Source organism: Stutzerimonas sp. CXK-1 (assembly GCF_057738225.1).
This window is the reverse complement of sequence record NZ_CM173217.1, coordinates 1,533,325-1,559,972: the sequence shown is the minus strand read 5'-3', so window position 1 is coordinate 1,559,972 and position 26,648 is coordinate 1,533,325. Positions and strand designations below refer to the sequence as shown.

The 26,648-nt window shown below is 64.1% G+C and carries 24 protein-coding genes; 16 read left to right on the top strand and 8 right to left on the bottom strand.

Annotated elements, in window-relative coordinates; translation table 11 throughout:
* Nucleotides 1-52: 52 nt before the first annotated feature.
* The 4 genes from AC0KXH_RS07405 to AC0KXH_RS07390 all read left to right on the top strand — a co-directional run bounded on the left by AC0KXH_RS07405 (nt 53) and on the right by AC0KXH_RS07390 (nt 3,839).
* The gene (locus AC0KXH_RS07405; RefSeq protein WP_041106008.1) at nt 53-1,123 is read left to right on the top strand and encodes a DUF748 domain-containing protein; all 1,071 of its coding nucleotides are present in this window, start codon (nt 53-55) and stop codon (nt 1,121-1,123) included.
* 132 nt (nt 1,124-1,255) lie between these two features.
* The gene (locus tag AC0KXH_RS07400) at nt 1,256-2,101 is read left to right on the top strand and encodes an AAA family ATPase (RefSeq protein ID WP_041106010.1); all 846 of its coding nucleotides are present in this window, start codon (nt 1,256-1,258) and stop codon (nt 2,099-2,101) included.
* 118 nt (nt 2,102-2,219) lie between these two features.
* Nucleotides 2,220-2,618 carry a GFA family protein gene (locus AC0KXH_RS07395; protein ID WP_043219505.1) on the top strand — a complete coding sequence of 133 codons (399 nt, stop codon included), beginning with the start codon at nt 2,220-2,222 and terminating at the stop codon, nt 2,616-2,618.
* A gap of 42 nt (nt 2,619-2,660) precedes the next feature.
* Nucleotides 2,661-3,839 (top strand): vWA domain-containing protein, encoded by a 1,179-nt coding sequence (locus AC0KXH_RS07390; RefSeq protein WP_041106014.1) that lies wholly within the window; start codon nt 2,661-2,663, stop codon nt 3,837-3,839.
* Between the two features lie 19 nt (nt 3,840-3,858).
* On the opposite strand, the gene AC0KXH_RS07385 is transcribed toward AC0KXH_RS07390, so the two are convergent.
* From AC0KXH_RS07385 to AC0KXH_RS07375, 3 genes are read right to left on the bottom strand one after another with little or no spacing between them, the layout of a single operon-like run.
* Nucleotides 3,859-4,374: a DUF2937 family protein gene (locus tag AC0KXH_RS07385; RefSeq protein ID WP_061340670.1), complete on the bottom strand. Its 516-nt coding sequence runs from the start codon at nt 4,372-4,374 to the stop codon at nt 3,859-3,861.
* Nucleotides 4,368-5,150 carry a class II glutamine amidotransferase gene (locus tag AC0KXH_RS07380; RefSeq protein WP_165563641.1) on the bottom strand — a complete coding sequence of 261 codons (783 nt, stop codon included), beginning with the start codon at nt 5,148-5,150 and terminating at the stop codon, nt 4,368-4,370. Before AC0KXH_RS07380 ends, AC0KXH_RS07385 begins: the two co-directional genes overlap by 7 nt.
* A 40-nt stretch (nt 5,151-5,190) precedes the next feature.
* On the bottom strand, nt 5,191-5,670 hold the full coding sequence (locus tag AC0KXH_RS07375; protein WP_061338445.1) for a hypothetical protein: 480 nt from the start codon (nt 5,668-5,670) through the stop codon (nt 5,191-5,193).
* 196 nt (nt 5,671-5,866) lie between these two features.
* On the opposite strand from AC0KXH_RS07375, the gene AC0KXH_RS07370 reads away from it, so the two are divergent.
* Nucleotides 5,867-6,307: a universal stress protein gene (locus AC0KXH_RS07370; protein ID WP_041106022.1), complete on the top strand. Its 441-nt coding sequence runs from the start codon at nt 5,867-5,869 to the stop codon at nt 6,305-6,307.
* 38 nt (nt 6,308-6,345) lie between these two features.
* Here the strand turns inward: AC0KXH_RS07370 and AC0KXH_RS07365 are convergent, their stop codons facing one another.
* Nucleotides 6,346-7,041: a DUF6901 family protein gene (locus AC0KXH_RS07365; RefSeq protein ID WP_041106024.1), complete on the bottom strand. Its 696-nt coding sequence runs from the start codon at nt 7,039-7,041 to the stop codon at nt 6,346-6,348.
* A 121-nt stretch (nt 7,042-7,162) separates the two neighbouring features.
* Nucleotides 7,163-9,076 carry an ATP-binding cassette domain-containing protein gene (locus tag AC0KXH_RS07360; RefSeq protein ID WP_488224426.1) on the bottom strand — a complete coding sequence of 638 codons (1,914 nt, stop codon included), beginning with the start codon at nt 9,074-9,076 and terminating at the stop codon, nt 7,163-7,165.
* Between the two features lie 226 nt (nt 9,077-9,302).
* Here AC0KXH_RS07360 and AC0KXH_RS07355 point away from each other — a divergent pair, with 226 nt between their 5' ends.
* The gene (locus AC0KXH_RS07355) at nt 9,303-11,225 is read left to right on the top strand and encodes a transglycosylase SLT domain-containing protein (protein WP_488224425.1); all 1,923 of its coding nucleotides are present in this window, start codon (nt 9,303-9,305) and stop codon (nt 11,223-11,225) included.
* 4 nt (nt 11,226-11,229) lie between these two features.
* On the opposite strand, the gene AC0KXH_RS07350 is transcribed toward AC0KXH_RS07355, so the two are convergent.
* From AC0KXH_RS07350 to yegS, 3 genes are all read right to left on the bottom strand, one after another.
* A complete protein-coding gene (locus tag AC0KXH_RS07350; RefSeq protein ID WP_488224424.1) occupies nt 11,230-12,033 on the bottom strand; it encodes an MOSC domain-containing protein in 804 nt (267 codons plus the stop codon).
* Between the two features lie 48 nt (nt 12,034-12,081).
* On the bottom strand, nt 12,082-13,014 hold the full coding sequence (locus tag AC0KXH_RS07345) for a chemotaxis protein CheV (protein ID WP_041106029.1): 933 nt from the start codon (nt 13,012-13,014) through the stop codon (nt 12,082-12,084).
* Between the two features lie 89 nt (nt 13,015-13,103).
* Nucleotides 13,104-14,003, bottom strand: coding sequence for a lipid kinase YegS (gene yegS / locus AC0KXH_RS07340; protein ID WP_041106030.1), 900 nt, complete (start codon nt 14,001-14,003; stop codon nt 13,104-13,106).
* A 376-nt stretch (nt 14,004-14,379) separates the two neighbouring features.
* On the opposite strand from yegS, the gene AC0KXH_RS07335 reads away from it, so the two are divergent.
* The 10 genes from AC0KXH_RS07335 (at nt 14,380) to AC0KXH_RS07290 (ending at nt 26,467) form a co-directional block, all read left to right on the top strand.
* Nucleotides 14,380-15,813, top strand: coding sequence for an undecaprenyl-phosphate glucose phosphotransferase (locus AC0KXH_RS07335; protein ID WP_041106033.1), 1,434 nt, complete (start codon nt 14,380-14,382; stop codon nt 15,811-15,813).
* 150 nt (nt 15,814-15,963) lie between these two features.
* Nucleotides 15,964-16,401, top strand: a complete 438-nt coding sequence (locus tag AC0KXH_RS07330; protein ID WP_488224423.1) for a low molecular weight protein-tyrosine-phosphatase — start codon at nt 15,964-15,966, stop codon at nt 16,399-16,401.
* Nucleotides 16,402-16,417: 16 nt separating this feature from the next.
* Nucleotides 16,418-18,628: a polysaccharide biosynthesis tyrosine autokinase gene (locus tag AC0KXH_RS07325; protein WP_041106037.1), complete on the top strand. Its 2,211-nt coding sequence runs from the start codon at nt 16,418-16,420 to the stop codon at nt 18,626-18,628.
* A gap of 126 nt (nt 18,629-18,754) precedes the next feature.
* Nucleotides 18,755-19,825 (top strand): glycoside hydrolase family 5 protein, encoded by a 1,071-nt coding sequence (locus tag AC0KXH_RS07320; protein WP_213151023.1) that lies wholly within the window; start codon nt 18,755-18,757, stop codon nt 19,823-19,825.
* Nucleotides 19,826-19,843: 18 nt separating this feature from the next.
* On the top strand, nt 19,844-21,031 hold the full coding sequence (locus AC0KXH_RS07315) for a polysaccharide pyruvyl transferase family protein (RefSeq protein ID WP_488224422.1): 1,188 nt from the start codon (nt 19,844-19,846) through the stop codon (nt 21,029-21,031).
* A gap of 2 nt (nt 21,032-21,033) precedes the next feature.
* Nucleotides 21,034-22,266 (top strand): oligosaccharide flippase family protein, encoded by a 1,233-nt coding sequence (locus AC0KXH_RS07310; protein WP_488224421.1) that lies wholly within the window; start codon nt 21,034-21,036, stop codon nt 22,264-22,266.
* 58 nt (nt 22,267-22,324) lie between these two features.
* Complete coding sequence (locus tag AC0KXH_RS07305) at nt 22,325-23,575, top strand: Coenzyme F420 hydrogenase/dehydrogenase, beta subunit C-terminal domain (RefSeq protein WP_488224420.1); 1,251 nt, start codon at nt 22,325-22,327, stop codon at nt 23,573-23,575.
* Nucleotides 23,576-23,618: 43 nt separating this feature from the next.
* Entirely contained in the window at nt 23,619-24,872 is a 1,254-nt protein-coding gene (locus tag AC0KXH_RS07300) for a hypothetical protein (RefSeq protein WP_043219478.1), read from the top strand.
* The gene (locus AC0KXH_RS07295) at nt 24,832-25,710 is read left to right on the top strand and encodes a glycosyltransferase family 2 protein (protein WP_061338453.1); all 879 of its coding nucleotides are present in this window, start codon (nt 24,832-24,834) and stop codon (nt 25,708-25,710) included. Before AC0KXH_RS07300 ends, AC0KXH_RS07295 begins: the two co-directional genes overlap by 41 nt.
* Nucleotides 25,700-26,467: a WecB/TagA/CpsF family glycosyltransferase gene (locus AC0KXH_RS07290; protein WP_061340678.1), complete on the top strand. Its 768-nt coding sequence runs from the start codon at nt 25,700-25,702 to the stop codon at nt 26,465-26,467. Before AC0KXH_RS07295 ends, AC0KXH_RS07290 begins: the two co-directional genes overlap by 11 nt.
* Nucleotides 26,468-26,648: the final 181 nt, after the last annotated feature.

Here is a 26,648-nt window from a genome sequence, read left to right as displayed (position 1 = left end):
TCGCCCCAGCCCCATGCGGTCCACCGAGGGAACCCGAGCCGTCGGATCTGCCATGAAACGCCGCTATCTACCCCTGTGGCTTGTCGCCGCCCTCATCCTGCTGTTGCTCGTACTGCACCTGGCGCTCCCGGTACTGGTGCGCAACTACCTCAACGAAACGATGGCCGAGATGGGCGATTACAGCGGCCATGTCGACGATGTCGACCTGGCCTGGTGGCGAGGCGCCTATCGTTTGCAAGGCCTAAGGATCGAAAAGCGCGACAAGCAGGTGCAGGCCCCACTGTTCAAAGCGCCCGAAATCGACATTGCGATCAGCTGGCGCGCGCTGTGGCAGGACCGCGCGATCGTCGCCGAAGTCACCTTCGAGCGCCCCGAGCTCAATTTCGTCGATGGCGGCGACAAAGGTGAGTCACAGAGCGGTGAAGGCGTCGACTGGCGCGACAAGCTCGAAGAGCTGCTGCCGATCACACTGAACGAAATCCGCGTGGTCGATGGCCAGGTGTCGTTTCGCAACTTCACATCCGACCCGCCGGTGCACGTCTACGCCAGCGATGTTGATGCCTCGCTGTACAACCTGACCAACACGCGGGGCGAGGATGGCAAGCGCGTGGCGACCTTCGAGGGCACCGGCAAGCTGTTCAACCGTGACCCGATCGAGGCCAGCGCCCGTTTCGACCCGTTCACCGAATGGCAGGACTTCGAGCTGAACCTGCGAACCACAGGCGTCGCACTTACCCAGCTCAACGATTTCAGCCAGGCGTACGGCAAGTTCGACTTCGCAGGCGGCACCGCCGATCTGGTGATGGAAGTCGAAGCCACCGATGGCCAGCTGAGCGGCTATATCAAGCCACTGCTGCGCAACGTCGACGTGTTCGATCTGGAGCAGGACGTGGAAAACGACGACAAGGGCTTTTTCCAAGGTCTGTGGGAGGCGGTGGTCGGCGGTGGCCAGGAGGTGTTGCAGAACCAGCGCAAAGACCAGTTCGCCACGCGTATCGAACTGTCCGGCAGTACGCAGTCGGCTGACATGAGTCCATTCCAGGCATTTATCGCCGTGCTGCGTAACGCCTTCGTGCAGGCCTTCACCGCGCGCTTCGAGCACTCGCTGGACGAGGGGCAATGAAGGACGTCGAACATTGCTGGCGATCATTCAGTGACTGAATGATCGCCTCGCGTTCACAGACAGCCACCCTTCCCTTATAGTCGACCCCCTGTCCCTCAACGCCTGCATGCCAGGCTGGCCAAGGAATTCGCGATGAAATTCGAAGGTACTCAGTCCTACGTCGCCACCGACGACCTAAAGCTCGCCGTCAACGCGGCCATCACCTTGCAACGCCCCTTGCTGGTCAAGGGCGAACCAGGCACCGGCAAAACCATGCTGGCCGAGCAGTTGGCCGACTCCTTCGGCGCCAAGCTCATCACCTGGCACATCAAGTCCACCACCAAGGCCCACCAGGGCCTCTACGAATACGATGCGGTCAGCCGTCTGCGCGATTCGCAGCTGGGCGTGGACAAGGTCCACGACGTGAAGAACTACATCAAGAAAGGCAAGCTCTGGGAGGCCTTCGAGGCCGAGGAGCGCGTCATTCTGTTGATCGACGAGATCGACAAGGCCGACATCGAGTTTCCCAACGACCTGCTGCAGGAACTCGACAAGATGGAGTTCTATGTCTACGAGACGAACGAAACCATCAAGGCCAGGCAGCGCCCGATCATCATCATCACCTCGAACAACGAGAAGGAACTGCCGGACGCCTTTCTGCGCCGCTGCTTCTTCCACTACATCGCCTTTCCCGACCGCGAGACGCTGCAGAAGATCGTCGACGTCCACTACCCCGGCATCAAGCAGTCGCTGGTCTCCGAGGCGCTGGACATCTTCTTCGACGTGCGCAAGGTCCCCGGCCTGAAGAAAAAACCCTCGACCAGCGAGCTCGTCGACTGGCTGAAGCTGCTGATGGCCGACGAGATCGGCGAAGCGGTGCTGCGTGAGCGTGACCCGACTCGCGCGATCCCGCCGCTGGCCGGCGCGCTGGTGAAAAACGAACAGGACGTGATGTTGCTCGAACGCCTGGCGTTCATGAGCCGGCGCGCAAGCCGCTGACAGCGCCTGTCGTCGGTCGGCCAGCCGGCGGATTCGCCGCCCGCAGCGGCGTCGTCTAACGTCAGCTGAGACACGGCAGCGTCGCTGCCGAACCGCCGACACCTGCTGGAGAAGAGCCATGCAAACGCATACCGGAAGTTGCCTGTGCGGCGTGGTGCGCTATCGCATCGACGCACCGATAAATGCCGTGAGCCACTGCCACTGCAAGATGTGTCGCAAGGCGCACGGCGCGGCTTTCGCCAGCTATGCCGGCGTGCCTCTGGACGCGTTTCACCTGCTTTCCGGCAAGGATCAACTGGGCGTATATCACTCGTCCGAACACGTGACCCGTACGTTTTGCATCCGCTGCGGATCGAACCTGCAGTTCGTCGACAATCGCGAGCACGAACTGGGCGTCGCGGTGGGCACGCTCGACTCACCGCTGCCTCCACCCACGCAGTCGCACATCTATGTCGGCTCGAAGGCGGACTGGTACGAAATTGCCGACGACCTGCCCCAGCACCCTGCCGATAGTTAATTTGATTGCACGTGCCAGCAACGGCACGCCCGAGGTTTAGTCATGCTGCTTGGCCTGTTCAACGAAATGCGTGCCGCCAAGGTTCCGGTCTCGGTACGCGAACTGCTCGATCTGATCGACGCGCTCAAGCACCGTGTGGTGTTTGCCGACATGGACGAGTTCTATTTCCTCGCGCGCACCGTGATGGTCAAGGACGAGCGCCACTTCGACAAATTCGACCGGGCGTTCGGCGCCTACTTCAAGGGTCTCGAAGACCTGGACCGGCACATCGAGGCACTGATCCCCGAAGACTGGCTGCGCAAGGAGTTCGAACGCCACCTCAGTGACGAAGAGCGCGCCCAGATCCAGTCGCTCGGCGGTCTGGACAAGCTGATCGAGGAGTTCAAGAAACGCCTCGAGGAGCAGAAGGAGCGCCACGCTGGCGGCAACAAGTGGATCGGTACCGGCGGCACCAGCCCGTTCGGCTCAGGCGGCTACAACCCCGAGGGCATCCGCATCGGCGATGCCGGCAAGCGCCAGGGCAAGGCGGTCAAGGTCTGGGATCAGCGCGAGTACAAGAACCTCGACGATCAGGTCGAGCTCGGCACGCGCAACATCAAGATCGCCCTGCGCCGACTGCGCAAGTTCGCCCGCGAAGGCGCGCACGACGAACTCGACATCGACGGCACCATCGACCACACCGCGCGCGACGCCGGCCTGCTGAATATCCAGATGCGCCCCGAGCGTCGCAATGCGGTCAAGCTGCTGCTGCTGATGGACATCGGCGGCTCGATGGATGCCCACGTCAAGGTTTGCGAAGAGCTGTTTTCGGCCTGCCGCACGGAGTTCAAGAACCTCGAGTTCTTCTATTTCCACAATTTCATCTACGAGTCGGTATGGAAGAACAACTTCCGTCGCATGTCCGAACGCACCTCGACACTGGACCTGCTGCACAAGTACGGCCCTGACTACAAGGTGGTCTTCGTCGGCGACGCGGCGATGGCGCCTTATGAAATCACCCAGGCCGGCGGCAGCGTCGAGCACTGGAACGAGGAAGCCGGCTACGTCTGGATGCAGCGCTTCATGGAAAAGTACAAGAAGCTGGTCTGGATCAACCCCTACCCGAAGGACACCTGGGGCTATACCGCCTCGACCGGCATCGTTCGCGAGCTGGTCGAGGACCGCATGTACCCGCTGACCCTGAGCGGGCTGGAAGAAGGCATGCGTTTTCTTGCCAAGTAGCACGACCGTGCAGGCGCGCTCAGCGATAGATTCGCTGGCGCCTGCGGCGTGACCGGAGCGGATAGCTGAGCCCGAGCAACAGGCTCTCGACGAGCCAGGCCAGCAACAGCGCCAAGCCAATGCCCCAGGCCACCGCGTCCGGCGCCAGCAGCACACGGAATTCGTAGCTGCGCCAGACCTCCTGGCGCAGCGAACGCTCGGCGCCCATCAGCACATGCCAGGCGCGGGCATACCAGGGATGTTGCATCGCCTGCCACTCGCGCTCGAGCAGCGCGGCGCGCTGCACCAGTCGATCGACGCTGGCCGCATCGCTCTGGATCACCGGATCGTCGCTGCCACGGTAGTGCTCGACCAGGGCGTCGAGATCGCCATCGAAGAAGCGCCGCGCGGTGTCGTGGAAGCCGCGCAGTGCCTCCTGTGCTTCCAATCGGCGGGCCTCGACGTGACGGGTATAGGCCTCGAGAAAGCCCGGTACCTGGACGCCGACCAGCAGGCCCAGGGCGAACAGCGCCAGGCGAAGGTAGCTTCTCAACATGCCGGCACCTGCCCACTGGCGACACAATGGCCCAGGCGCCAGAGGCTCCATTGGCCGGGCGCGTGCAGGTCCCACGTTTCATTGTCGGTCAGCGGCTCGGTGGCCAGCACGGTCACCACGTCGTCCGGCGTGGTCTCGGCGCGGAAATCCACCTTGAGTTCGGCATCACGCAGCTGCGCCGGGCCGAACGGTGCTCGGCGAGTGATCTGCGCCAGCTTGGTGGTGCAGAAACTGAACAGCCATTCACCGTTGCTCAGCAGACAGTTGAACACACCGCGGGTCCGGTACTCGCCGCACGCCTCGATCAGCAGCGGCAGCAGCGACTCGGCAGGTGCCGGGCTGGGGAACTGGTCGCGTATCCGGTTGAGCAGATCGCAGAATGCCGCCTCGCTGTCGGTTTCTCCGACCGCCCGATAGAAGCCTTCGGCCGGATAGAAATCGGCCAGCTGACCATTGTGCGCGAAGCACCAGTACTGCCCCCACAGCTCGCGGGTGAACGGATGGGTGTTGGCCAGCGACACCGTTCCGACGTTGGCGTGCCGGATGTGGCCGATGACCACCTCGCTCTTGATCTGGTAGCGCTGCAGCATCTTCGCCACTTCCGAATCGCAGCTGGCGACCGGGTCCTGGAACAGGCGCAGGCCGCGCCCCTCGTAGAAGGCGACGCCCCAGCCGTCGCGATGCGGGCCGGTGCGCCCGCCACGCTGCATCAGGCCGGTGAGACTGAAAACGACATCGGTGGGGACATTGGCGCTCATGCCAAGCAATTCGCACATGCCGATACTCCGCGAGAAGGTCGTGAGCTAAGACGAGGACCTAGAGCCTGGGTTCGGTTCGCACGTAGCGGCCGTGCGGCACGTAATCCTGCGGTTCGCCCGCTGCCAGCCGCTCGCGCAGGGTGCGCGGGTCCTCGTCCTCTTCCTGCGCCTGCTCGCTACGAGCGGCCCGACGCTGGCGCGCCTTGCGTTCGATCGGCCAGCGCACCAGCACCAGCAGCAGGTACAGCGCAAAGGCGATCACACCGTAGAGCGCCAGGTCGGCCACGGCGCGCCAGGCGTTGTTGCCGACATCGAGCAGAATGTCCATCGCCGTGATGGCGATCGCCGGAGCGAACTGCTCCTTGGCGGGGTCGACGATCGTCGGCGTGAACAGCAGCACCGCAACGATCAGCCGCAACGGCTCGCGCAGGGCCCGCCACATCCAGCCGGTGAAGCGGAACCACACCAGCAGGCAACCCAGGGCAGCGACCAGATACACGCTCCAGGCCAGCAGATAGTCGTTGTGAAACATCTCCATTCAAATACTCTCGCAGCGCAAAAGGCGACCCGGCACACAAGGGCGGCATGATAGCAGCCCGACGCCGGTCCGGTGGTTCGGCGCGACCATGCAACACTGGCGCATCGCCCGCCGGGCTCGTATAACGGCAGCCATCAGAACAGCGCTCGCGCCACTGCGGGCCATAATTGCCATACGCAAGCCGAGGAGAATCACCATGCCCTACCAGAACATACTGGTCGCCACCGACCTCCACGAGGAGTGCCATCCGGTCGTCGCGCGGGCGCAGGATCTGGCCAACAGCAGCGGCGCCAAGCTGATGCTCGTCCACGTCATCGAGCCGATGGCCATGGCCTTCGGCGGTGACGTGCCCATGGACCTGTCGACCCTGCAGCAACAGCAGTTCGATCAGGCACGGGACCGCTTGAATGTCTTTGCCGAGCAGTACCCTGGCCTGCTTCCCGAACATCGCCACATCGCCTACGGCCAGCCGCGCCAGGAAGTCCACCGGCTGGCCAAGGAGCAGAACTGCGATCTGATCGTCGTCGGCAGCCATGGCCGGCACGGCCTGGCATTGCTGCTGGGTTCGACCGCCAACGACATCCTGCACGGTGCGCCATGCGACGTGCTGGCGGTGCGCCTGAAAAAGTCCGAATAAAGCAACGGCCCCGCGCATCCGCGGGGCCAGCAGGCGTCTCAGGCGACGACCTCCACCTCGTCGCCTGCAGCCATCACCATCGGGCGGATTTTCTGCAGCTGGGTTTCCAGCGAAACGGTCAGGCTCGAGGCCATCGAGAAGAAGGTCAGGAACGCCTTGAGGTTGGAGTCGCCCTTGCAGGTGTCGTGAATCCGTTGCCAGAACGCCTGATTGACCAGCTGCAACTGCTGGAACGAACGCACCAGGCCACGCAACTCCCAGTCGGCATGACGACCTTCGCGCAGGTTGAAATACTGCCGTGCCAGATACAGCGACACCGCGCGCAGTACGAACTCCCGGTTGTTGGCGAACGGCAGATGCTGCTGCGCCATCGGCTTGAGTCGCGCCAGGACCGGGCAGGCACTGGTAGCCATGATCACGCCGAGCAGCGCGCGCAAGCCCTCTTCCAACCCAACCACCTTGGTGTACTCGCGCTCCGGCGTACGGACCCAGACCAGCGCCTTCTGCACGGCCGGCAGGCCCTGGAAATCCTCGATCACGCGGTGCAGATCGACCGCTGCGGGGCAGTGGCTGAACTGTTCGCGGCTCAGCGGGCAATTGGCACAGCGCTGGTGCTCCAGCCGCGTCCAGTGCGGCGCCTGGGCCTCCGCCTCACGATCGTAGCTACGATCCAGTTCGATCCGGTAGCTGAAATCGTGCTCGTCATCCAGGGTGATTCGGTACTCGATAGCCATCTATGCTCCATCATCGTGACTGCGACCGGCGCAACTTAATAGGCGCCGGCCGGGCCAGCATTGACCCATCTCACTTGGCCATCAGTTCGCCATCTCTGCCATCGAGAATGGCGACCGCGCCTCATTCTTCCAGCTCGGCCCAGCGCTCAACCAGCGTATCGAGTTCCTGTTGCAGGCTTTCCAGCCGCGCCAGCGTAGCCCCGGTCACCTCGCTCGGCTGCTGGTAAAACGCCGGCGCGGAAATCTCGGCCTGTACGGCGGCGATGGCCTGCTCCACCTCGTCGATCTTGCCGGGCAAGGCATCGAGCTCACGCTGCAGCTTGTAGCTGAGTTTCTTCTTCGCGGCGGGCTCGACGTGCGGCGCCGTCGCCGGCGTGCTGGCCTCGGCTGGCTGCGGCTTGTCGGCCCGACTTTCGGCACGCTCGGCGATGCCGAGCAGCTTTGGCGAACCGCCCTGACGCAGCCAGTCCTGGTAACCGCCAACGTACTCGCGCACCTCCCCGTCGCCCTGGAACACCAGCGTGCTGGTGACCACGTTGTCGAGAAAGGCCCGGTCGTGGCTGACCATCAGCACAGTACCGGCAAAACCCAGCAGGACCTCTTCCAGCAGCTCGAGCGTCTCGACATCGAGGTCGTTGGTCGGTTCGTCGAGCACCAGCAGGTTGGCCGGCTTGCTGAACAGGCGAGCCAGCAAGAGCCGTGCCCGCTCGCCGCCCGAGAGCGCCTTGACCGGCGTGCGCGCGCGCTGCGGGCTGAACAGGAAGTCGCCGAGGTAGCTCAGCACATGGCGATTCTGCCCATCGATGCTGATGAACTCGCGGCCTTCGGCAAGGTTGTCGATGACCGTCTTCTCCAGGTCCAGCTGGTGACGCAATTGGTCGAAATACGCCACTTCCAGCTTGGTACCGATGTGGATGCTGCCGCTGCTGGGCTGCAGCTCGCCGAGCAGCAGCTTGAGCAGCGTCGTCTTGCCCGAACCGTTGGCCCCGAGCAGGCCGATGCGGTCGCCGCGCTGCAACACCATGGAGAAGTCACGAATCAGCGGCTCGCCACCGGGATGGGCGAAGCTGACGTGTTCGGCGACGATCACCTGCTTGCCGGATTTGTCCGCCGATTCGAGCTGGAAGCTGGCCTTGCCCTGGCGCTCACGCCGCTCGCTGCGCTCGGCGCGCATCGCCTTGAGCGCACGGACGCGGCCTTCGTTGCGGGTGCGTCGTGCCTTGATGCCCTGGCGAATCCAGACTTCTTCCTGGGCCAGCTTCTTGTCGAACAGCGCGTTGGCGGTCTCTTCGGCTGCCAGCTGCTGCTCCTTGTGAACCAGAAAGCTGGCGTAATCGCCGTTCCAGTCGATCAGGTGGCCGCGGTCGAGCTCGAGAATGCGCGTGGCCAGGTTCTGCAGGAAGGCACGGTCGTGGGTGATGAACAGCACGGCGCCGTTGAAGCCCGCCAATGCGTCTTCCAGCCAGGCGATGGCACCGATGTCCAGGTGGTTGGTCGGTTCGTCTAGCAGCAGCAGGTCCGGCTCGGACACCAGCGCCTGGGCCAGCAGCACACGCCGGCGCCAGCCGCCGGAGAGTTCGGCCAGGGTGCGGTCGGCCGGCAGCTGCAGGCGGCTCAAGGTGCTGTCGACCAGTTGCTGCAGGCGCCAGCCATCCTTGGCCTCGAGGGCCTGCTGCACGTGCGTCAGCTTTTCCAGGTCGGCCTCGTTCTGGATGTTCATGCTCAAGTGGTGATACTCGGCGAGCAGCTCACCGACTCCGGCCAGCCCCTCGGCCACGACATCGAACACGGTACGTTCGTCGGCTCGCGGCAGCTCCTGGGGCAGCTCGCCGATCTTCAGCCCAGGCGCGCGCCAGATCTCGCCGTCATCGGGCTGCCGCACACCCTTGACCAGGCTCAGCATGCTGGATTTGCCGGTGCCGTTGCGGCCGATGACGCACACCCGCTCGCCACGTGCGATCTGCCAGGACACCCTGTCCAGCAGGGGCGTGGTGCCATAGGCGAGGGACACATCGGCGAACTTGAGCAGGGTCATGACTACCTCCGGAAAACAGGGCGCGCATTCTAGCAGACGGCAAGGCGAACCCGGCCCTGGCTCAGCTCCCGCACAGCCGGCCCGTGCCGTCTACGTTGCGGCCTGGATGTCGTTCGTCGGCGGCGTTGTTTTCTCGCGCCGGCCAGCCGATAGCACGTTTAACTGCCTCGGGCGGCAAGCTAAGCTAGTGCCCGTGGTCCCCCGCTCCATCTGCCCCGGAAGTTTCATGCGCAGTCGACTCCCCCGCCTCCTGCTGTCCCTGCTGATCACCACCCTCGCGCTCCAGGCTACCGCCGCGAGCCTGGAGCAGCAGCGTCGCTACTACGACGAAGCCAAGCGGGCGCTGGAGAAAGGCGACAGCGGGCCTTATCGTCGCTATGCCTCCGTACTGCGGGATTACCCGCTGGAGCCGTACCTCGCCTACGACGAGCTGACCGCTCGCCTGAAAAGCGCCAGCAACGCCGATGTCGAGAAGTTTCTCGCCGAGCACGGCGACCTGCCCCAGATCGGTTGGCTCAAGCTGCGCTGGCTGCGCCTGCTGGCCGCGCGTGGCGACTGGAAGACCTTTCTCGCCTATTACGACCCCAAGCTCAATTTCACCGAACTCGACTGCCTGTTCGGCCAATACCAGGTCAGCCATTCGGTCGCCGAGGGCGACAACACCGCCGAGAAGCTCTGGCTGGTCGGCAAGTCGCAGCCGGAGGCCTGTGACGCACTGTTCGAGATGTGGCAGGCACGCGGCGGGCTCACCGAGGAGCGTCGCTGGAAACGCACCAAGCTGGCCGTGGAGAACGGCAACTATGGCCTGGCCAGCTACCTGACCAAGCAGCTCACCAGCCACCAGGCCTATGGCGAGCTGCTGCTCGAAGTGGCGCAAAAACCTCAGCTGCTGAGCCAGACCGAGCGCTTCGCCAGCGGCAACACGGCCATGGCCGACGTGGTCTCGATCGGCCTGCGCCGCCTGGCCCGTCAGGATCCGGAAAAGGCGCTCGGCCTGCTCGACAGCTACGCCCGGCGCATGGCCTTCTCGGCCGAGGAGAAGGTTGCCATCGCCCGCCAGATCGGCCTGACGCTGGCGCGGCGCTTCGACAGTCGCGCCCTGCAAGTCATGGCCGAATACGACCCCGAACTGCGCGACAACACCGTCAGCGAGTGGCGTGCGCGGCTGCTGCTGCGCCTGGGCCGCTGGGACGATGCCTACGCCCTGACCAGCCGCTTCCCCGAAGACCTGGCCAAGACCAACCGCTGGCGCTACTGGCGCGCACGCAGCCTGGAGCTGAAGGAACCGAACAGTCCGCAAGCCATCTCGCTCTATGCCCCGGTCGCCAAGGAGCGGGACTTCTATGGCTTTCTGTCGGCCGACCGTATCCAGGCCCCGTACAAGCTCAACCACCAGCCTTTGAACCTGCCGCCAAAGGTGATGCAGAAGGTGCGCAACACCGCCGGCATCCGGCGGGCCCTGGAATTTCATGCCCGCGGACAGATCGTCGACGGCCGTCGGGAGTGGTATCACGTCAGCCGCCTGTTTGACCGCGACGAGCTGGTCGCCCAGGCGCAGCTGGCTTACGAAAAGGGTTGGTACTTCCCGGCGATCCGCACGATCAGCCAGGCCCAGTACTGGGACGACCTGGACATCCGCTTTCCGATGGCCCATCGCGGCACCCTGGTCAAGGCCGCTCGCGCACGCGAAATCCACCCCAGCTGGGCCTTCGCGATTACCCGACAGGAAAGCGCCTTCATGGCCGACGCACGTTCGCACGTCGGTGCCACCGGGCTGATGCAGCTGATGCCGGCCACGGCCAAGGAAACCGCGCGGCGCTTCGGTATTCCGCTGTCGTCAACCCAGCAGGTACTCAACCCGGACGTCAACATCCAGCTCGGCACCGCCTATCTCAGCCAGATCTACAACCAGTTCAACGGCAACCGGGTCCTTGCCTCGGCCGCCTACAACGCCGGCCCCGGGCGGGTTCGCCAGTGGTTGCGCAACGCCGAGCATCTCTCGTTCGACGTCTGGGTCGAGAACATCCCCTTCGACGAGACCCGCCAGTACGTGCAGAACGTGCTGACCTACTCGGTCATCTACGGGCAGAAGCTCAATACACCGCAGCCGCTGGTGGAATGGCACGAGCGTTACTTCGAGGGCCAGTAAGCCCTCACTCGAGCACTTCGACCGGCATACCGACCGCCAGCTCGCCAGGTCGCTCGGCGATCAGGTTCTGGCCGAAGAACACGCCACCCTCGCCTTTGCGGTAGCCCAGCAGCGTGGTCAGCGGCTCACGGTCCGTTGCGCGCTCGGCGGTCAGCAGGTCGATCGTGGGGATCACGCAACGCGAACAGGGCTTGACCACTCGCAGCTCCAAGTCGCCGATACGGATGCGTTTCCAGCGGTCCTCGGCATACGGTTCGGCTCCGGCGACCACCAGGTTGGGACGAAAGCGCAGCATCTTCAGCGGACGTCCGACGCGCTCGATCAGATCATCCAGCGAGGCCTGGCCGATCAGCAGGAAGGGAAAACCGTCACTGAAGGCCGCTCGCTCGCCCGGCCGGGCATAGTTCTGGTCGATCTGGATGCCCTGCTCGGCCGGCAGATAAACCAGGCGGCACGGGCGCTGCAGCCAGTCGCTCAGCCAGGCGGCCGCGGCATCACCGGCATCCGGCACACTGAGCGTCTCCTTCCAGATCAGCACACCGCAGCGCGGGCTGTCCGCGCCGGGAACCTTCACTTCGATAGGCGATTGGCCCGGCGCCGTCAGGCCCAGTGTGTCGGCTGCCAGCCAGCGCGCCTGGAGCAAGGTCATCTGCGGCAGCAGGCGCTGGGTCAGGAAGCGCCCACTCTGCGCATCGACCAGCATCCAGCGCCGATCGCCGACCAGACCAAGCGAGTCGGTTCGTGCCGCTGACAGGGACTCGCCAGCGGCCGACTTGAGGGCAAAGCGGTAGATCGAGGAAAGCTGCATGCGACGCCTCCAACGGCAGGGAAGCGCCGCAGCATAACGCAGGCCGCGTCAGTGCGGTTCGTCGCGCTGCAAGCGATCGCGCACCACGTCGACGAGCTTTTCCGGCTGGAACTTGGAAAGGAAGTTGTCGCAGCCGACCTTCTGCACCATCGCCTGGTTGAACGAACCGGACAGCGAGGTGTGCAGCACCACGTAGAGGTCGCGCATGCGTGGGTCATGGCGGATCTCGGTGGTCAGCCGATAGCCGTCCATCTCCGGCATTTCGGCATCCGTGAAGACCATCAGCAGCTTGTCGGTCAGCACTTCTCCGGCATCGGCCCAGGCACGCAGCATGTTCAGCCCCTTGAGGCCGTCGGTGGCGGTGTGGATCGTCACGCCGAGCTGCACCAAGGTATCGCGCAGCTGGGCCAGGGCGACGCTCGAATCGTCGACGCAAAGCACTTCGCGACCGCGCGCGCGCTCGAGCAGCGGGTCGGCCAGGCGTTCGGCCGGAATGCTGGTGTCGTAGGGGACGATCTCGGCGAGGACCTTCTCCACATCGATCACCTCGACCAGCTCGTTCTCGACCTTGGTGATCGCGGTGAGGTAATGCTGGCGGCCAGCGGTGCTCGGCGGCGGCATCACCTCGTCCCAGTTCAGGTTGAGAATGCGGTCGACGCTGCCAACCAGAAACGCCTGCACGGTACGGTTGTATTCGGTGACGATGATGGTGCTGCGCTCATCGGGCACCAGCGGGCGCAGGCCGATCGCCAGGGACAGATCGATCACCGGCAGCGTCTGGCCGCGCAGGTTGATCACCCCGCACACCGAGCTGTGGCGATGCGGCATCAGCGTCATCTTCGGTAGCTGGACGACTTCCTGCACCTTGAACACGTTGATCGCGAACTTCTGCCGCCCGGCCAGCCGGAACATAAGGATTTCCAGGCGGTTCTGCCCCACCAGACGGGTACGTTGATCGACTGAGTCGAGAATTCCGGCCATGGCGGACTCCTTGGTTAACGCGGGATACCGAGGTATCGGCCGCGTCGCGCCAGGCTTTACCGTTGCAGGCGGATTTCTCGCAGCCGGCGTCAGTTGCCGACAAGCAGCGGGGAGCCGGCCGGCAGGTGCATGCGCAATGCTCGCGGGCGCACGCCGAAGCGCAGCTGCTCGCCGAGCACCGGCTCGCCATCGAGATTGACGTCGATCGGCTGCGGGGCGTCGATCTCCAGCCAGGGCACCCGCGCGCTGACTGAAACCGCGTCGACCCCGAGCAGCCCGCCGCTGAGCAGCGTGCCGAGCGTACCGACGGCGTCGTCCGGCGCCGGCACGATGCACACATCGAGCAGGCCGTCATCGACTTGTGCCTGCGGGCACAGCAGCTGACCGCCGCCGGCCTGCCTGCCGTTGCCAACGCCAAAGGCCAGAAAGTCGCCTTCCCAATCGAAGCCCGGCCCGCGGAACCGGCCGTGCGCCGAGCCGATCTCGGCGAAGCGCGTCAGCCCGGTCAACAGGTAGGCGCCGCCGCCCAGCACACGCTTGAGCTCTTCGGAGGTACTGGAGGTGACCCGGCTGCCGAACCCGCCGGTGGCCATGTTGACGAACGGCTCACCGTTCATTTCGCCGAGGTCGATGAGTACCGGCGGCTCATCGAGCAGGGCCAGCGCCTCCCCCGGCACCAGGGAAATGCCGGCGGCGCGCGCGAAATCGTTGGCGGTACCCAATGGCATCAGCGCCAGGCTGGCATCGCTGCCACTGGCGACGAGCGCCTGCACCGTCTCGCGCAAGGTTCCGTCGCCACCGCCGGCGATCAGCGTGCGGTAGCCGGCAGCCAGCGCTTCATGCACCAGGCGCTCGGTATCACCCGGCTCCCAGGTCACGCGTACCGCCAGCTCCCAGCCGAGTTCACGCTGCAGCGTGACCGCCTCGCGAACGTCGGCATTGGACGCCTGCTTGCCGTGCAGGATCAGCAGTGCCTTGGGTGGATTCATCGAACGCATCCTTCTGCGGTTGTTGCGCATGAGACTGAACCCGGAAACGAAAGTTTGTGCCGTGCTGCGTCGCCCGGAATTAATCCAAAACTTCGATAGGACGCGCCCCACGCGTTCACCTTCGTCGCCTAGCAGGCAACCGCTCTAAAAGCGCCCTTCTATTCATTTCCCATACAAATCAGTCACTTACGCAGGCAAATCGAAGTTCGTTATTTTTCCGACGACACGACGAGAGCGACTGAACTCCTGTTGGGCCCCAGGGTCGGAGCAGGAGTCCCGAGTCGGTTGCGATAGCGGCCTGCCATCAAGGCCGGCATCCGCGGGCGATTAATTCGAGCGTTGAGTCAGCTGCTTTAGCTGAGGAAGGAGCCTTGTAATGCGTTTACAGTCCGTTGGAACCCTTGAGTATGCTCACCCAAGCTTCGTTGATTACTTTCTCGCCAGCATCCGGCTGATTCACGGCCTGACGGCGATCCTGCCCGGGCTCCTGCTGCTCCTTCTGCTGCCCGATCTGCCGTCGTCCGGCGGTCCGTTCAGTGCCTTTCTGGTGTTCTTCGGGGTGATCTCGGTGATCATCTTCCAGTCGCTGGGCATCTATAGCGAGGAGGTGTTCAGCACCCTGTTGCGCTTCCGCATCATGCTGCTGGCCTGGGCCGCCGCGTTCAGCCTGTTGATCTTCATGCATCAGGGCATGGGCATGTTCAGCTACCTGCAGAGCGAGCACCTGGCATTCTGGTTCTTCACCAGCCTGGCGCTGTTCGGTGCCGAACGGCTGGCCATGCTTTCGCTGTTCCGCCGCCGCATGGCGCGCGGCATGTACCTGCAGAACGCGGTGATTCTCGGCGGTACCGATAACGGTATCCGCGTGGCCGAATACCTGCAGCACAACCGAGACATTCGCACCGGCGTGCTCGGCTTCATCGACGACCGACTGGAACGCCTGCCGTCCGAGCTGGCGAACCTGCCGCTGCTGGGCAACACCCGTGATCTGGAACGCATGATCCGCGAGGAAAAGGTCACCCAGGTCCTGGTCGCCCTGCCCTGGTTCGCCGACAGCCGTATCGGCCAGGTCATCGACCACCTGCGCCAGCTGCCGGTAAACGTGCTGCTGGTACCGGACATGGTTGCCTTCCGCCGGGCCAACAAGCGCATCACCGAGGTTGCCGGCCTGCCGACGCTGATCGCCTCCGACGTGCCCCTGCGCGGCTGGTCGCCATTCTTCAAGCGCCTCGAGGACATCGTGCTGTCGAGCATCGCCCTGCTCTTCGCGGCTCCGGTGATGCTGGTCGTGGCGCTGGCGATCAAGCTCGACTCGCCCGGCCCGGTGCTGTTCAAGCAGAAGCGCTACGGCTACAACAACCGCCTGATCGAAGTGTTCAAGTTCCGCTCGATGTACCACGAGAAGAGCGACGCCAACGCCGACCGGCAGACCACGCGCGGCGACGACCGCATCACCCGCGTCGGGCACTTCATCCGCAAGACCAGCCTGGACGAACTGCCACAGCTGCTCAACGTGTTCCTCGGCAGCATGTCGATGGTCGGCCCGCGCCCGCATGCCACCGCGACCAAGGCCGCTGGCGTGCTGTTCGAAGAAGCCGTGGCCGAATACTCGGCACGTCATCGGGTCAAGCCCGGGATCACCGGCTGGGCACAGATCAACGGCTACCGCGGCGAAACCGACACGCTCGAGAAGATCGAGAAGCGCGTCGAGTACGACCTCGACTACATCGAGCGTTGGTCCGTCTGGTTCGACATCTACATCCTCCTGCGCACCGTTCCCGCGCTGCTGTCGAACAAGGACGTGTACTGATAACGCGCCCGCGCCGGTCACCCGCAAAGGGCCGTCACACATGGCTCGCCGGCGCCGCGATCAGGGAGGAACTAATGGCGACAGACACTATCTCATTTGCGTTCCAAATCGGCGGGCCCTCGCGGGCCGGCCGATGAGGCAGAGTTTTTTATGTTCAACAACATTCTCATCGTCTGTGTCGGAAACATCTGCCGAAGCCCGATGGCCGAAGCGATGCTCCAGCACAGGCTCAGTGGAAAGGGCCTGACGATCAGTTCGGCAGGTATCGGCGCACTAGTAGGTAACCCGATGGACAAGACCGCACACGAGGTTTTGCAGGAGCACGGGCTGGAGCATACGGCCCACCGGGCGCGGCAGGTGGATGCCCACATGCTGCACGAGGCCGATCTCATCCTCGCCATGGAAAACAGCCACATCCACCACATCCGCCAGATGGCACCCGAGGTCCATGGCAAGACCTTCCTGATCGGCAAATGGCGGGACGAGATGGAGATCCCCGATCCCTACCGCCAGTCCAAGCCTGCATTCGATCACGTACACACGCTTCTGACGCAAGCCGTCGAAAGCTGGATTCCTTACCTGAAATAAAGAAGAAGGAACTTCAATGACCACCATGCCTCGCCCGATCTACGAGACCAAAGAGGAAAAGGACATTGACCTTGCCCACCTCTTTGACACCTTCATCAACAACCGCGTGCTGATCCTTGGCATCACCGGCTTCTTCGCCGCGCTGGGCATCGCCTATGCGCTGCTGGCAACCCCGGTATACCTGGCCAGCGCCATGATCCAGATCGAACCGAAGACCGGCCTGCCCAGCCTGACCGATGTGGTCAACACCAACCCGCCGGTATCTCCGGCACAGACCGAGATCGCCCTGCTCAAGTCGCGCTCGGTCGTGGGTGGCGCGGTCGAGAACCTGAACCTGGACATCATCATCAAGCCGCACCACTTCCCGATCATCGGCGGCTTCATGGCACGTCGCTTCGAGCCGACCGAAGAGAACGAGCTGGGCTGGTACCCGGCCGGCTTCGACGCCTATGCCTGGGGCGGCGAGAAGCTGAAAATCACCCTGCTCGAAGTGCCGGACAAGATGCACGGCGAAGAGCTGACCCTCGAGGCCGCGGAGAACAACGGTTTCATCCTGCGCGATACCGATGACGAAGTGGTCGCCCAGGGCGTGGTTGGCGAACCAGTCGAGACCGAGGACTACCGCATCAACGTAGAAGAGCTGCTGGCGCGCCCCGGCACCACCTTCACGGTGATCAAGAACCGCACCTACAACACCACCGAGGACTACCAGAACCGCCTGTCCGCCGGCGAGCATGGCAAGCAGTCGGGCATCGTCAACGTCACCCTAGAGGACACCAACCCCGAGCAGGCGGTGCGCGTGCTCGAAGAAGTGGCCAGTCGCTACGTCCAGCAGAACGTCGCACGCAACGCCGCCGAAGCCACGCAGAGCCTGGAGTTCCTCGCCGAGCAGGTTCCGGCCGTACGCAAGAAGCTCGAATCGGCCCAGACGGCGCTGAACAAGTACCAGACCGGTTCGGGCACCGTCGACATCACCGCCGAGACGCAGTCGGTGCTCGATCGCATCGTCGACCTGGAAAAGCAGATCTCCGAGCAGAACCTCAAGCGCACCGAGATGGAGCGCCGCTTCACCCGCCAGCACCCGAACTTCCAGGCGCTGATGAACCAGATCAGCCAGCTGCAGGCGCAGAAGGCCGAACTGGAGAAGCAGATCGGTACGCTGCCCTCCACCCAGCAGGAGCTGCTGCGCCTGACGCGTGACGTGGAAGTTTCCTCGGAAACCTACTCGATGCTGCTGAACAAGACCCAGGAGCTGGACATCATCCGTGCCGGCACCGTGGGCAACGTGCGCATCATCGACCACGCTGCCGCGGACCTGGAAAACCCGGTCAAGCCGAACAAGCCGCTGGTGGTTATCGTGGCGACGCTGCTCGGCCTGATCCTCGCCACTGCTTTCGTCTATGTCCGCGAGGCGCTCAAGCGCGGCGTGGAAAACCCCGAAGACATCGAGCGCACCGGCACCCCGGTCTACGCGGCGATTCCGTTCAGCGACAAGCAGTCGGCGATCGAGAAGCGCCTGGCGAACTTCAAGCGCGACAAGAGCACGGCTTCCTACCTGCTGACGGTGAACGACCCGGCGGATCTGGCCACCGAAGCGATGCGCAGCCTGCGCACCAGCCTGCACTTCGCCATGATCGAGGCGAAGAACAACGTGCTGATGATTACCGGCCCGAGCCCGGCGGTCGGCAAGTCGTTCGTCACCACCAACCTCGCGGCGGTGATCGCCCAGTCCGGCAAGCGCGTGCTGCTGGTCGACGCCGACATGCGCAAGGGCTATCTGCACAAGGTCATGCGCTGCGACGGCAACAAGGGTCTGTCCGACATCCTGTCCGGCCGCATCACCCTGTTCGACGCGATCCAGAAGACCCAGCTGAACAACCTGCACGTGATCACCCACGGCCAGCTGCCGCCGAACCCGTCGGAACTGCTGATGCACGAGAACTTCTCCCGTTTCGTCAAGGAAGTCGGGACCATGTACGACCTGGTGATCTTCGATACCCCGCCGATCCTAGCCGTTACCGATGCAGCGCTGGTCGGCAGCCAGGCCGGCACCACGCTGATGGTCACCCGCTACGGCATGAACGGCGTCAAGGAAATCGAAGCCGCCAAGCGCCGCCTCGAGCAGAACGGCCTGCTGGTCAAGGGCGTGATCTTCAACGCCGTGGTCCGCAAGGCATCCACCTACGGCGAGTACGGTTACTACCAGTACGAGTACGTAAGCAAGTGATGCTCCGGGCGATGCGGCTGCCCGCCGCATCGCCCCGCAACGCGAGCCACGGCTCGCAGTTTTCCAGTCGCCTTTCCTGAGTCAGCAGTCTCAGCGGAAGGCTATTGCCCGAAGGCAGGCAGTTCGATGATTCCTCGCACAACTCTCCGACAGGTGACGCGCCTGGTACTGGCGGCGGCGCTGGCCGGTTCGGCGCCCTGGGCGGCCGCGCGCGACGAAGGCGGCAGTGCCGGTATCGACCTGATCGGCGTGAACCTGTCCGGCGCCGGCTTCGCCCCGCATGTGGTCCCGGGCAAGCACGGCACGAACTACTTCTACCCCGAGAAGCGCCACTTCAAGTATTACGCCGACAAGGGTATCCGCCTGATCCGCTTCCCGTTCATCTGGGAGCGCGTGCAGCACAACCTTGGCGAAGACCTGGACGGCGAACAGCTCCGGCTGCTCAAGCGGACCCTCGACTTCGCCATGCAGCATGGGCAGAAAGTCATCCTCGACATGCACAACTACGGGCGCTATCAGGGCCACCTGATCGGCTCCAGCGACGTGCCCTACGCAGCCTATGCCCAGGTCTGGCAAAAACTGGCCAAGCGCTTCGGCGGGCACCCGGCGCTGCTCGGCTACGACATCATGAACGAGCCGCACGGCACGGTCGGGCTCTGGCCGGGCGCGGCGCAGGCGGCGGTCGATGCCATCCGCGAAGTCGATCAGCAAACGCTGATCTTCGTCGAGGGCGAGCGCTGGTCGAGCGCCTATCACTGGCCGCTGGTCAACGCCAACTTCCTGGTCAAGGACCCGGCCGAGCGCATCGTCTACGAAGCGCACCTGTACTTCGACGAAGACTTCTCCGGCAAGTACCTGCCAGGCAAGAGCCGCAACATCGACCCGATGCTCGGCGTCGAACGCGCCCGCCCCTTCGTCGAGTGGCTGCAGAAGCACGGCCAGAAGGGCTTTCTCGGCGAATACGGCATCCCGGACGACCTGCCCGAAGCGAGCGTGGCCATGGACAACCTGCTCGCCTACCTCAATGACAACTGCATCCCGAGCGCCTACTGGGCCGGTGGTCCGGGCTGGGGCCAGTACCGGCTCGCGATCGAACCGCGCGACGGGCAGGACCGCCCGCAGATGGCGATCCTGCAGAAGCACCTTGCCAACGACTGCGCCGCCTTCGGCCCCTCTCCCGCGCCAAGCGCTGACTGATCCTGGAGTACCCACACGATGAAATTCGGACTGCTTTGGCACTCGTTCTCTTCCGGCAACCTCGGCGTCGGCGCGCTGAGCATTTCCAACATGCTGCTGATCGACGAGGCGGCCCGCCGCTGCGGGATCAGTGCGGAATTCCTGATCATCGGCTCGTCCGGCCCCTGCGATTACCCGCCGTCGAGCGAGCGCTTCAAGTACGAGTTCATCGAGTTCAACGAGAAGACGCTGCTGAAGAACCCGCACGGTCTGTACAAGGCGATCGCCTCCTGCGACGCGATTTTCGACATTGGCGAGGGCGACAGCTTCTCGGACATCTACGGCGTCAAGCGCCTGATCAAGCTCCTGGTCAGCAAGGGCATGGCGCTCGGTGCCCGCGTGCCGCTGATCCTCTCGCCACAGACCATCGGCCCGTTCAAATCGGACTGGGGCACGCGCGCGGCAGCCTGGGTGATGAAAAAAAGCAGCATGGTCTTCGCCCGCGACCACCAGTCCTTTGCCGTGCTCGAACAGCTCGGCGTGCCCAACCGCGACGAGGTGATGGACGTCGCCTTCCACCTGCCCTTCGAGCGGCAGACCGAGGCGCGCGATCCGGCCCGCCTGGCGGTGGGCATCAGCGTCTCGGCGCTGCTGCACCACGGCGGCTACGAAGGCACCGCCAACCAGTTCGGCCTGCGCGCCGACTACAAGGCGCTGACCGACGAGCTGATCCAGACGCTGTTCGAGCGCGGGCATGAGGTCCACCTGGTGCCTCACGTGATTCCGCTCGGCTTCCCGGCCGAGGACGATTTCAGCGTGTCGCAGGCGCTGCAGAAGCGCTACCCGGCGCTCAAGCTGGCCCCACGCTTCCGCGGCCCGATCGAGGCGAAGAGTTACATCAGTGGGCTGGATTTCTTCATCGGCGCGCGCATGCACGCGACCATCGGTGCGTTCTCCGCAGGCGTGCCGGTCGTGCCGCTGGCCTACAGCCGCAAATTCGCCGGGCTCTACCAGTCGCTCGACTACCACCGCGTGGTGGACCTGAAAACCGAAACGACCGAAAGCGCGCTGACCGCCGTGCTGGCGCACCTGGACGAGCGCGAACAGCTCAAGGCCGAGGTCGCCGCCAGCGGCGCGATCATCCGCCGCAAGCTGGATGCCTACAGTGATGCGCTCGAGCGCATCCTGCTGTCGCTGCACCAGAGCCAGGCGGTCTACCAGAGATAACCATGCGCGATCATGCCCTGATGGGAGTCACCACGGCGGCCCGTACCGCCGTGCAGCTGGGCACGCTACTGATCCTGGCAAGGACGCTCGGCCCCTCGGACTTCGGTTTCATTTCCATCGTCATCACCTGGTCGACCATCGTTGCCCTGGTGACCGACTACGGCTTCGGCATGCGCGCGCTGCGCGACATCGGCGCCGAGCGCGAGCGTGCCGGCGAGATCATGTCGGCCAGCCTTGCCGCCAAGAGCGTGCTGGTGCTGCCCGCCTGCCTGATCCTGCTGCCGGTGATCCTCTTCGTGCTCGAGCTGACCAGCGCCGAGCGCATCGCGGCCGTGCTGTTCCTGCTCGGCACGCTGGCCTCGTCCTACGGCGACCTCGCGCTGACGGTGTTCCGCAGCATCGGCCAGTTCCAGCGCGAAACCCGCATCGTCGTGGTGACCGCCCTGTTGCACTTCGTCTTCATCGGCCTGGCCATCCTCTTGCGCAACGAGGTGATCGCCATCGGCCTGGCCTTCCTGGTGTCGCGCCTGATCTATGCCGCCGGCGCATTGCATGCGCTGTCGAAGATCGTGGCGCTGGGCGGCATGCTGCAGACTTCGCGCCGCACACTGGCCGAACGCTTCCGCACCTCGACGAGCTTCGCCGTGGACAGCGGCGCGACGAACATCTTCGCTCAGCTCGACGTGATCCTCGTCAACCATCTCGCCGGGCGCGAGGCCGCGGGCATCTACTTCGCCGGGTCGCGTCTGGTACAGGGCGCGGTGCCGTTCAGCGTACTGCTGGCCAGCGTGCACATCCCGCGCTTCGCCCATCTGCTGCATCACGACAGCCCGGGCCTGCGCCGCTACGGCGCGCGCATCCTCGCCGAGTACGTCGGGCTGGGCCTGGCACTGGCGCTGGGCTTCTACCTGGTCGGGCCGCTCTTCACCGATTACTTCCTCGGCGCCGGCTACGCCGAACTCAACACGCTTTGGCTGGCCTTCGCCTGCTTCACCGCGGCGCGCTTCGTCGCAGCCGGCCTGGGGGTGCAGCTGATGGCCATGGGGACAGGTTTTTTGCGCACGTTTGGAATCATTTTCTCCGGCGTTGTCACAGTGACCTGTTACTGGGTCTTCATCCCCCGTCACGGCATACAGGCGGCGCCCTGGGTCTCCACCCTCGGCATGGTCGTCCTGACGCTCATTTACGGTTATGCGGTGCAGAACATCTACCGCAAGCGGCGGGCAGCCGCATGACCGGCATCGTCAAACACCGGGCCGCCGACCGTGGCCCGCAGCTCAAGGGAAGGCTGCTATGAAAGCGCTACTCGATCGTGTCCTGAAAAACGACCTGTGCAGTGGCTGCGGCATGTGCAGCTCGGTGGCGTCCGACGACGCCCTGCGCATGCGCCTGAACGCCGACGGCTACCACCGTCCGGCGCTCAACCCGGCGTATCGGGACAAGGAAATCGCCGATGCGCCAACCACCGGTGCCTTTGCCAAGTCATGCCCGGCGTTGAACCTGGACATCCGGCCGTACAAGTCGAAGAACTACCACCCGATCTGGGGCGAGATCCTCGACACCCTCAAGGGCTACGCGGCCGACGACGAGATCCGCCAGGCCGGCTCGTCCGGGGGCGTGATCTCGGCGCTGGCGCAGTACTGCCTGGACCGCAAGCTGGTCGACGGCGTCATCCAGATCCAGGCCTCACAGCAGGACCCGCTGGAAAACGTGGCGATCATCAGCCGCTCGCGGCAGAACGTCATCGCCTCCTCCGGCTCGCGCTACGCGCCGGCCTCGCCTGCCGAAGCGCTGCGCTGGGTGGCGATGTCCACAGAGAAGTACCTGTTCGTCGGCAAGCCCTGCGACGTCGCCGCGGTTCGCCAGATGCAGGCGCGCAACCCGCGGCTGAAAGAGAACATCCCCTACGTCGTGTCCTTCATGTGCGCCGGTACGCCGAGCCTGCATGGCACCGAGCAGGTGCTGGAAAAACTCGACGCCAAGCGCGAGGACGTCACCGCGTTCCGCTATCGCGGCGACGGCTGGCCGGGCCTGACCAAGGCCACGCTGAAGAACGGCGAAGCACGCACCATGACCTACAACGACTCTTGGGGAAAGGTGCTCAACCGCCATCTGCAGACGCGCTGCAAGATCTGCCCGGACGGCATCGGCGAGTTCGCCGACATCGTCTGTGCCGACGGCTGGGAAGGCGATGAAAAGGGCTACCCGTCGTTCGAAGAACGCGAAGGCAATTCTTTGATTCTGGTCCGTACGCCGAACGGTCGCGAACTTTTTCGCAACGCCGAGGCCGATGGTGTTGTCAAAGCCGAGGCCTTCGACACGGGCAGCATCTTCGCGATCCAGCCGTTCCAGTACTACCGGCGCACGACGATCCTGCCACGCCTCTGGGCGATGAAGCTGCTGATGTTGAAAACCCCGAGCTACAAGGGCTTCGAGCTCGGCAAGGGGATGCGGGAGATCGGTCTGTATCAGAGTTTCAAGGCCTTTACCGGCCTGTTGGTGCGCCGCAAGAAGATCAAGCGCCGCGCGCTGGAAACTGCGTGATCCAGCCGGCGAACAAGGAACCCAAACCTAAGGATTCAGGTTGATGACGACTTTCAGTTCACGCTTCCTTTTCTTTCCGCTGCTGTTTCTGGCGATCGTGCTGCACTTTTCGGTGTTCGGCGAAAGTCCGCACAATCCCTACGGCCTCAAAGGCATCAACGAAGCCTTTCTGGCGATCTGCATGGTGTTCGCCTTTCTGCTGATCCTGGCGCAGTCGGAGGAAGCCTCGCGCGAACTGCGCATCCTGATGTACTACTGCCTGTACACGGTCGTGGTGTTCCAGCTGCTGCCGGCCGTGTTCGCCTACTTCACCTACGGCCAGCCGATCGTCTACGGGCTGATCGAGGAGCGCCGGGTGCTGTTCTGCCTGGGCTTCGCGCCGCTGCTGTTCCTGTCCAAGCGGGTCAGTACGCTGCAGTTCGAACGTGCGCTGATCTACGCGGCGCTGTTCGCTGCGTTTCTCTCCTGGTGCTTCAAGTTCGGGGTGATCCCGGACATGCGCGCCGAAGTCCGCTCCGACGACCGCCCGGACCGCTCGTCCATCGGCCCGTTCCTGATCTGCTTCGGCTATTTCTACTGCATCCAGCTGTGGCACAAGGCGGCGTCGCCGATCAACGGTGCCAAGCGCAGCCGCACGCTGTATCTGATCCTCGCCGCGCTTCTGCTGCTGACCCTGGTATTCGCCACCCAGACCCGCCAGCTGATCGTCCTCTGCCTGGCCTTCACCCTGTTCTGCCTGCGCGCCAAGGCCATCGTCTGGGCCGCCTCGCTGTGCGTACTGCTGTCGCCGCTGTACTTCTACCCGAGCCTGCTCGAGGTGCTGGGCCTGAACGTCGACTTCTACAGCCAGTCGGTGACCAACGTGGAGGACGGCGCCCGGCCCATCACCATTGCCGCCATCATGCGCCACCTGGACCTGGTCAACTGGCTGCCGAGCGGTTCGCTTTCGCTGATGTGGCGCGACGGCTTCATCCCCTACTTCGGCGAGCACTTCTTCCTCTCCGACGTGGGCATCGTCGGCACCCTGTTCCGCTTCGGCTTCCTCACCTTTCTGATCATTCCGCTGACGCTGCTGGTCTACCAGCGCATCGCCAAGAACATCGACCGCGACCTGAGCTTCATCTACGCGGTGATGCTCGCCTACTTCGTGATCTGGCCGCTCAACGGCCTGATGGAGTACGGCCAGCCGGTCATCGCCATGCTGTTCGTCATCCACTCCCTGAGAGCCCGTCACCTTCGCAGCCAGGAAAGACTCTATGAACGTCGCACTTATTCTCAACTACAAGGCAGCTACTGAAACCATCAGCTGCATCGAGAGCCTGCGCACGCATTGTCGGGCGATCGACCACATCATCGTGATCGACAACGACTCGCAGGATGGCTCGCTGGTCGCCTTCCAGACCTGGCAGCAGGAGCAGGCGGCGCACAACGTCACCGTGCTCGCCAATCCGGAAAACAACGGCTATGCCGGCGGCAACAACTACGGCATCCGCTGGGCCCAGGCCAACCTGCCGGTCGAGCATTACTGGATCGTCAACAACGACACCTATGTCGACGAAGACGCCTTTTCTCCGCTGCTCGAGGAGCTCAAGCGCAACGACCGGCAATTCGTCGGCTCGGTGATCCTCAGTGCCGACGACGGCCACCTGGAGTGCTACGGCGGCGGCAAGCTCTATCCGCTGCTGGGCAAGGCCAAGCTGCTCGGCAAGGGGCAGACGCTGGAGTCCATGGCCCAACAACAGGAACAGCCCGACTACCTGATGGGCTGCAGCCTGGCGTTCTCCGCCCGCCTGCTCGAGCGCATCGGTCTGATGGACGAGGACTACTTCATGTATTCCGAGGAAGTCGACTGGCAGTTCCAGGCCCGCAAGCTCGGCGTGACGATCAAGGTGGTGCCGCAGAGCCGGCTCTACCACTACGGCTCGCTGAGTTCCGGCGGCCGCTCGGCGTTCTACCACTACTACCGCAACCGCGCCGCCACGCGATTCAACAAGCGCTTCTACGGCGCGCCGTTCGCGCTGGCTTCGGCGTGTTTCCTGTCGGCGATCACGCTGATCAAGGAGTACAACCACCCGGCCCTGGCCTGGTCCGGCATCAAGGGCGCCTTCAAGGGAGTAACGATGAGTGTCGAGTAAAACGAACCATGCATTCGGTGTGGACTTCTATACCGGCAGCAAGGCCGCCTTGCTCGCGACCATACGCGAGGGCGTGAAGCAGCCCTATTCCTTCGTGGTCACGCCCAACGTCGATCACCTGGCGCAGCTGCAGAACAACCCTTCGTTGCGCAACGCCTACGCCAAGGCACGCCTGCGCCTGTGCGACAGCCGCATCCTGATGCCGCTGCTGCACCGTCTGGGCGTGCCGGTCGAAGAAGTCATTCCTGGCAGCGACCTGACCATCGACCTGCTGCGCTGGGCCGATCGCGACGGCTTAAGCGTGGTGCTGATCGGTGCGACCGAGGCCGAATGCGCACGGCTGCGGGCGCTCTACCCGCGCATCACGCTGCATCACCACAACCCGCCGATGGGCTTCATCAACGACCCGCAGGAAGTCGAGCGGTGCCTGCGCTTCGTCCGCGAGCATCCCTCGGAGCTGGTGTTCTATGCGGTCGGCGCGCCGCGGCAGGAAATCCTCGCCAGCTCCATAGAGAGCCACGAGCGCACCGGCATGGGTTTCTGCATCGGCGCGTCCATTTCCTTCGCCACCGGCACCGTCAAACGTGCGCCGCGCTGGATGCAGAACTGCCGACTGGAATGGCTGCACCGCATGCTGTCCGAGCCGCGCCGGCTGGTGGGCCGCTATCTGCACGACGCGATGTTCATCGTGCCGGCCTATCGCCGGGAAAAATCGGCTCGGCCGCAGGGCGCGCGCGCTCTGAATCAGGACGTGTAGCGAAACAGCGAAAAATTCGATGCAAGCACTGGGGAACGGCGTTGAACCAGCCTTGAGCGAGACGGTCTATCGGTACTGCAGATCGAGCACTGGCAAAAAGACATCGCCAGGCCATTACCTGCAGCGTGCCGCTCTCGCCACAAGCCCTGCAGGGATGGGCAGAACAACAACGGTGCCGGTG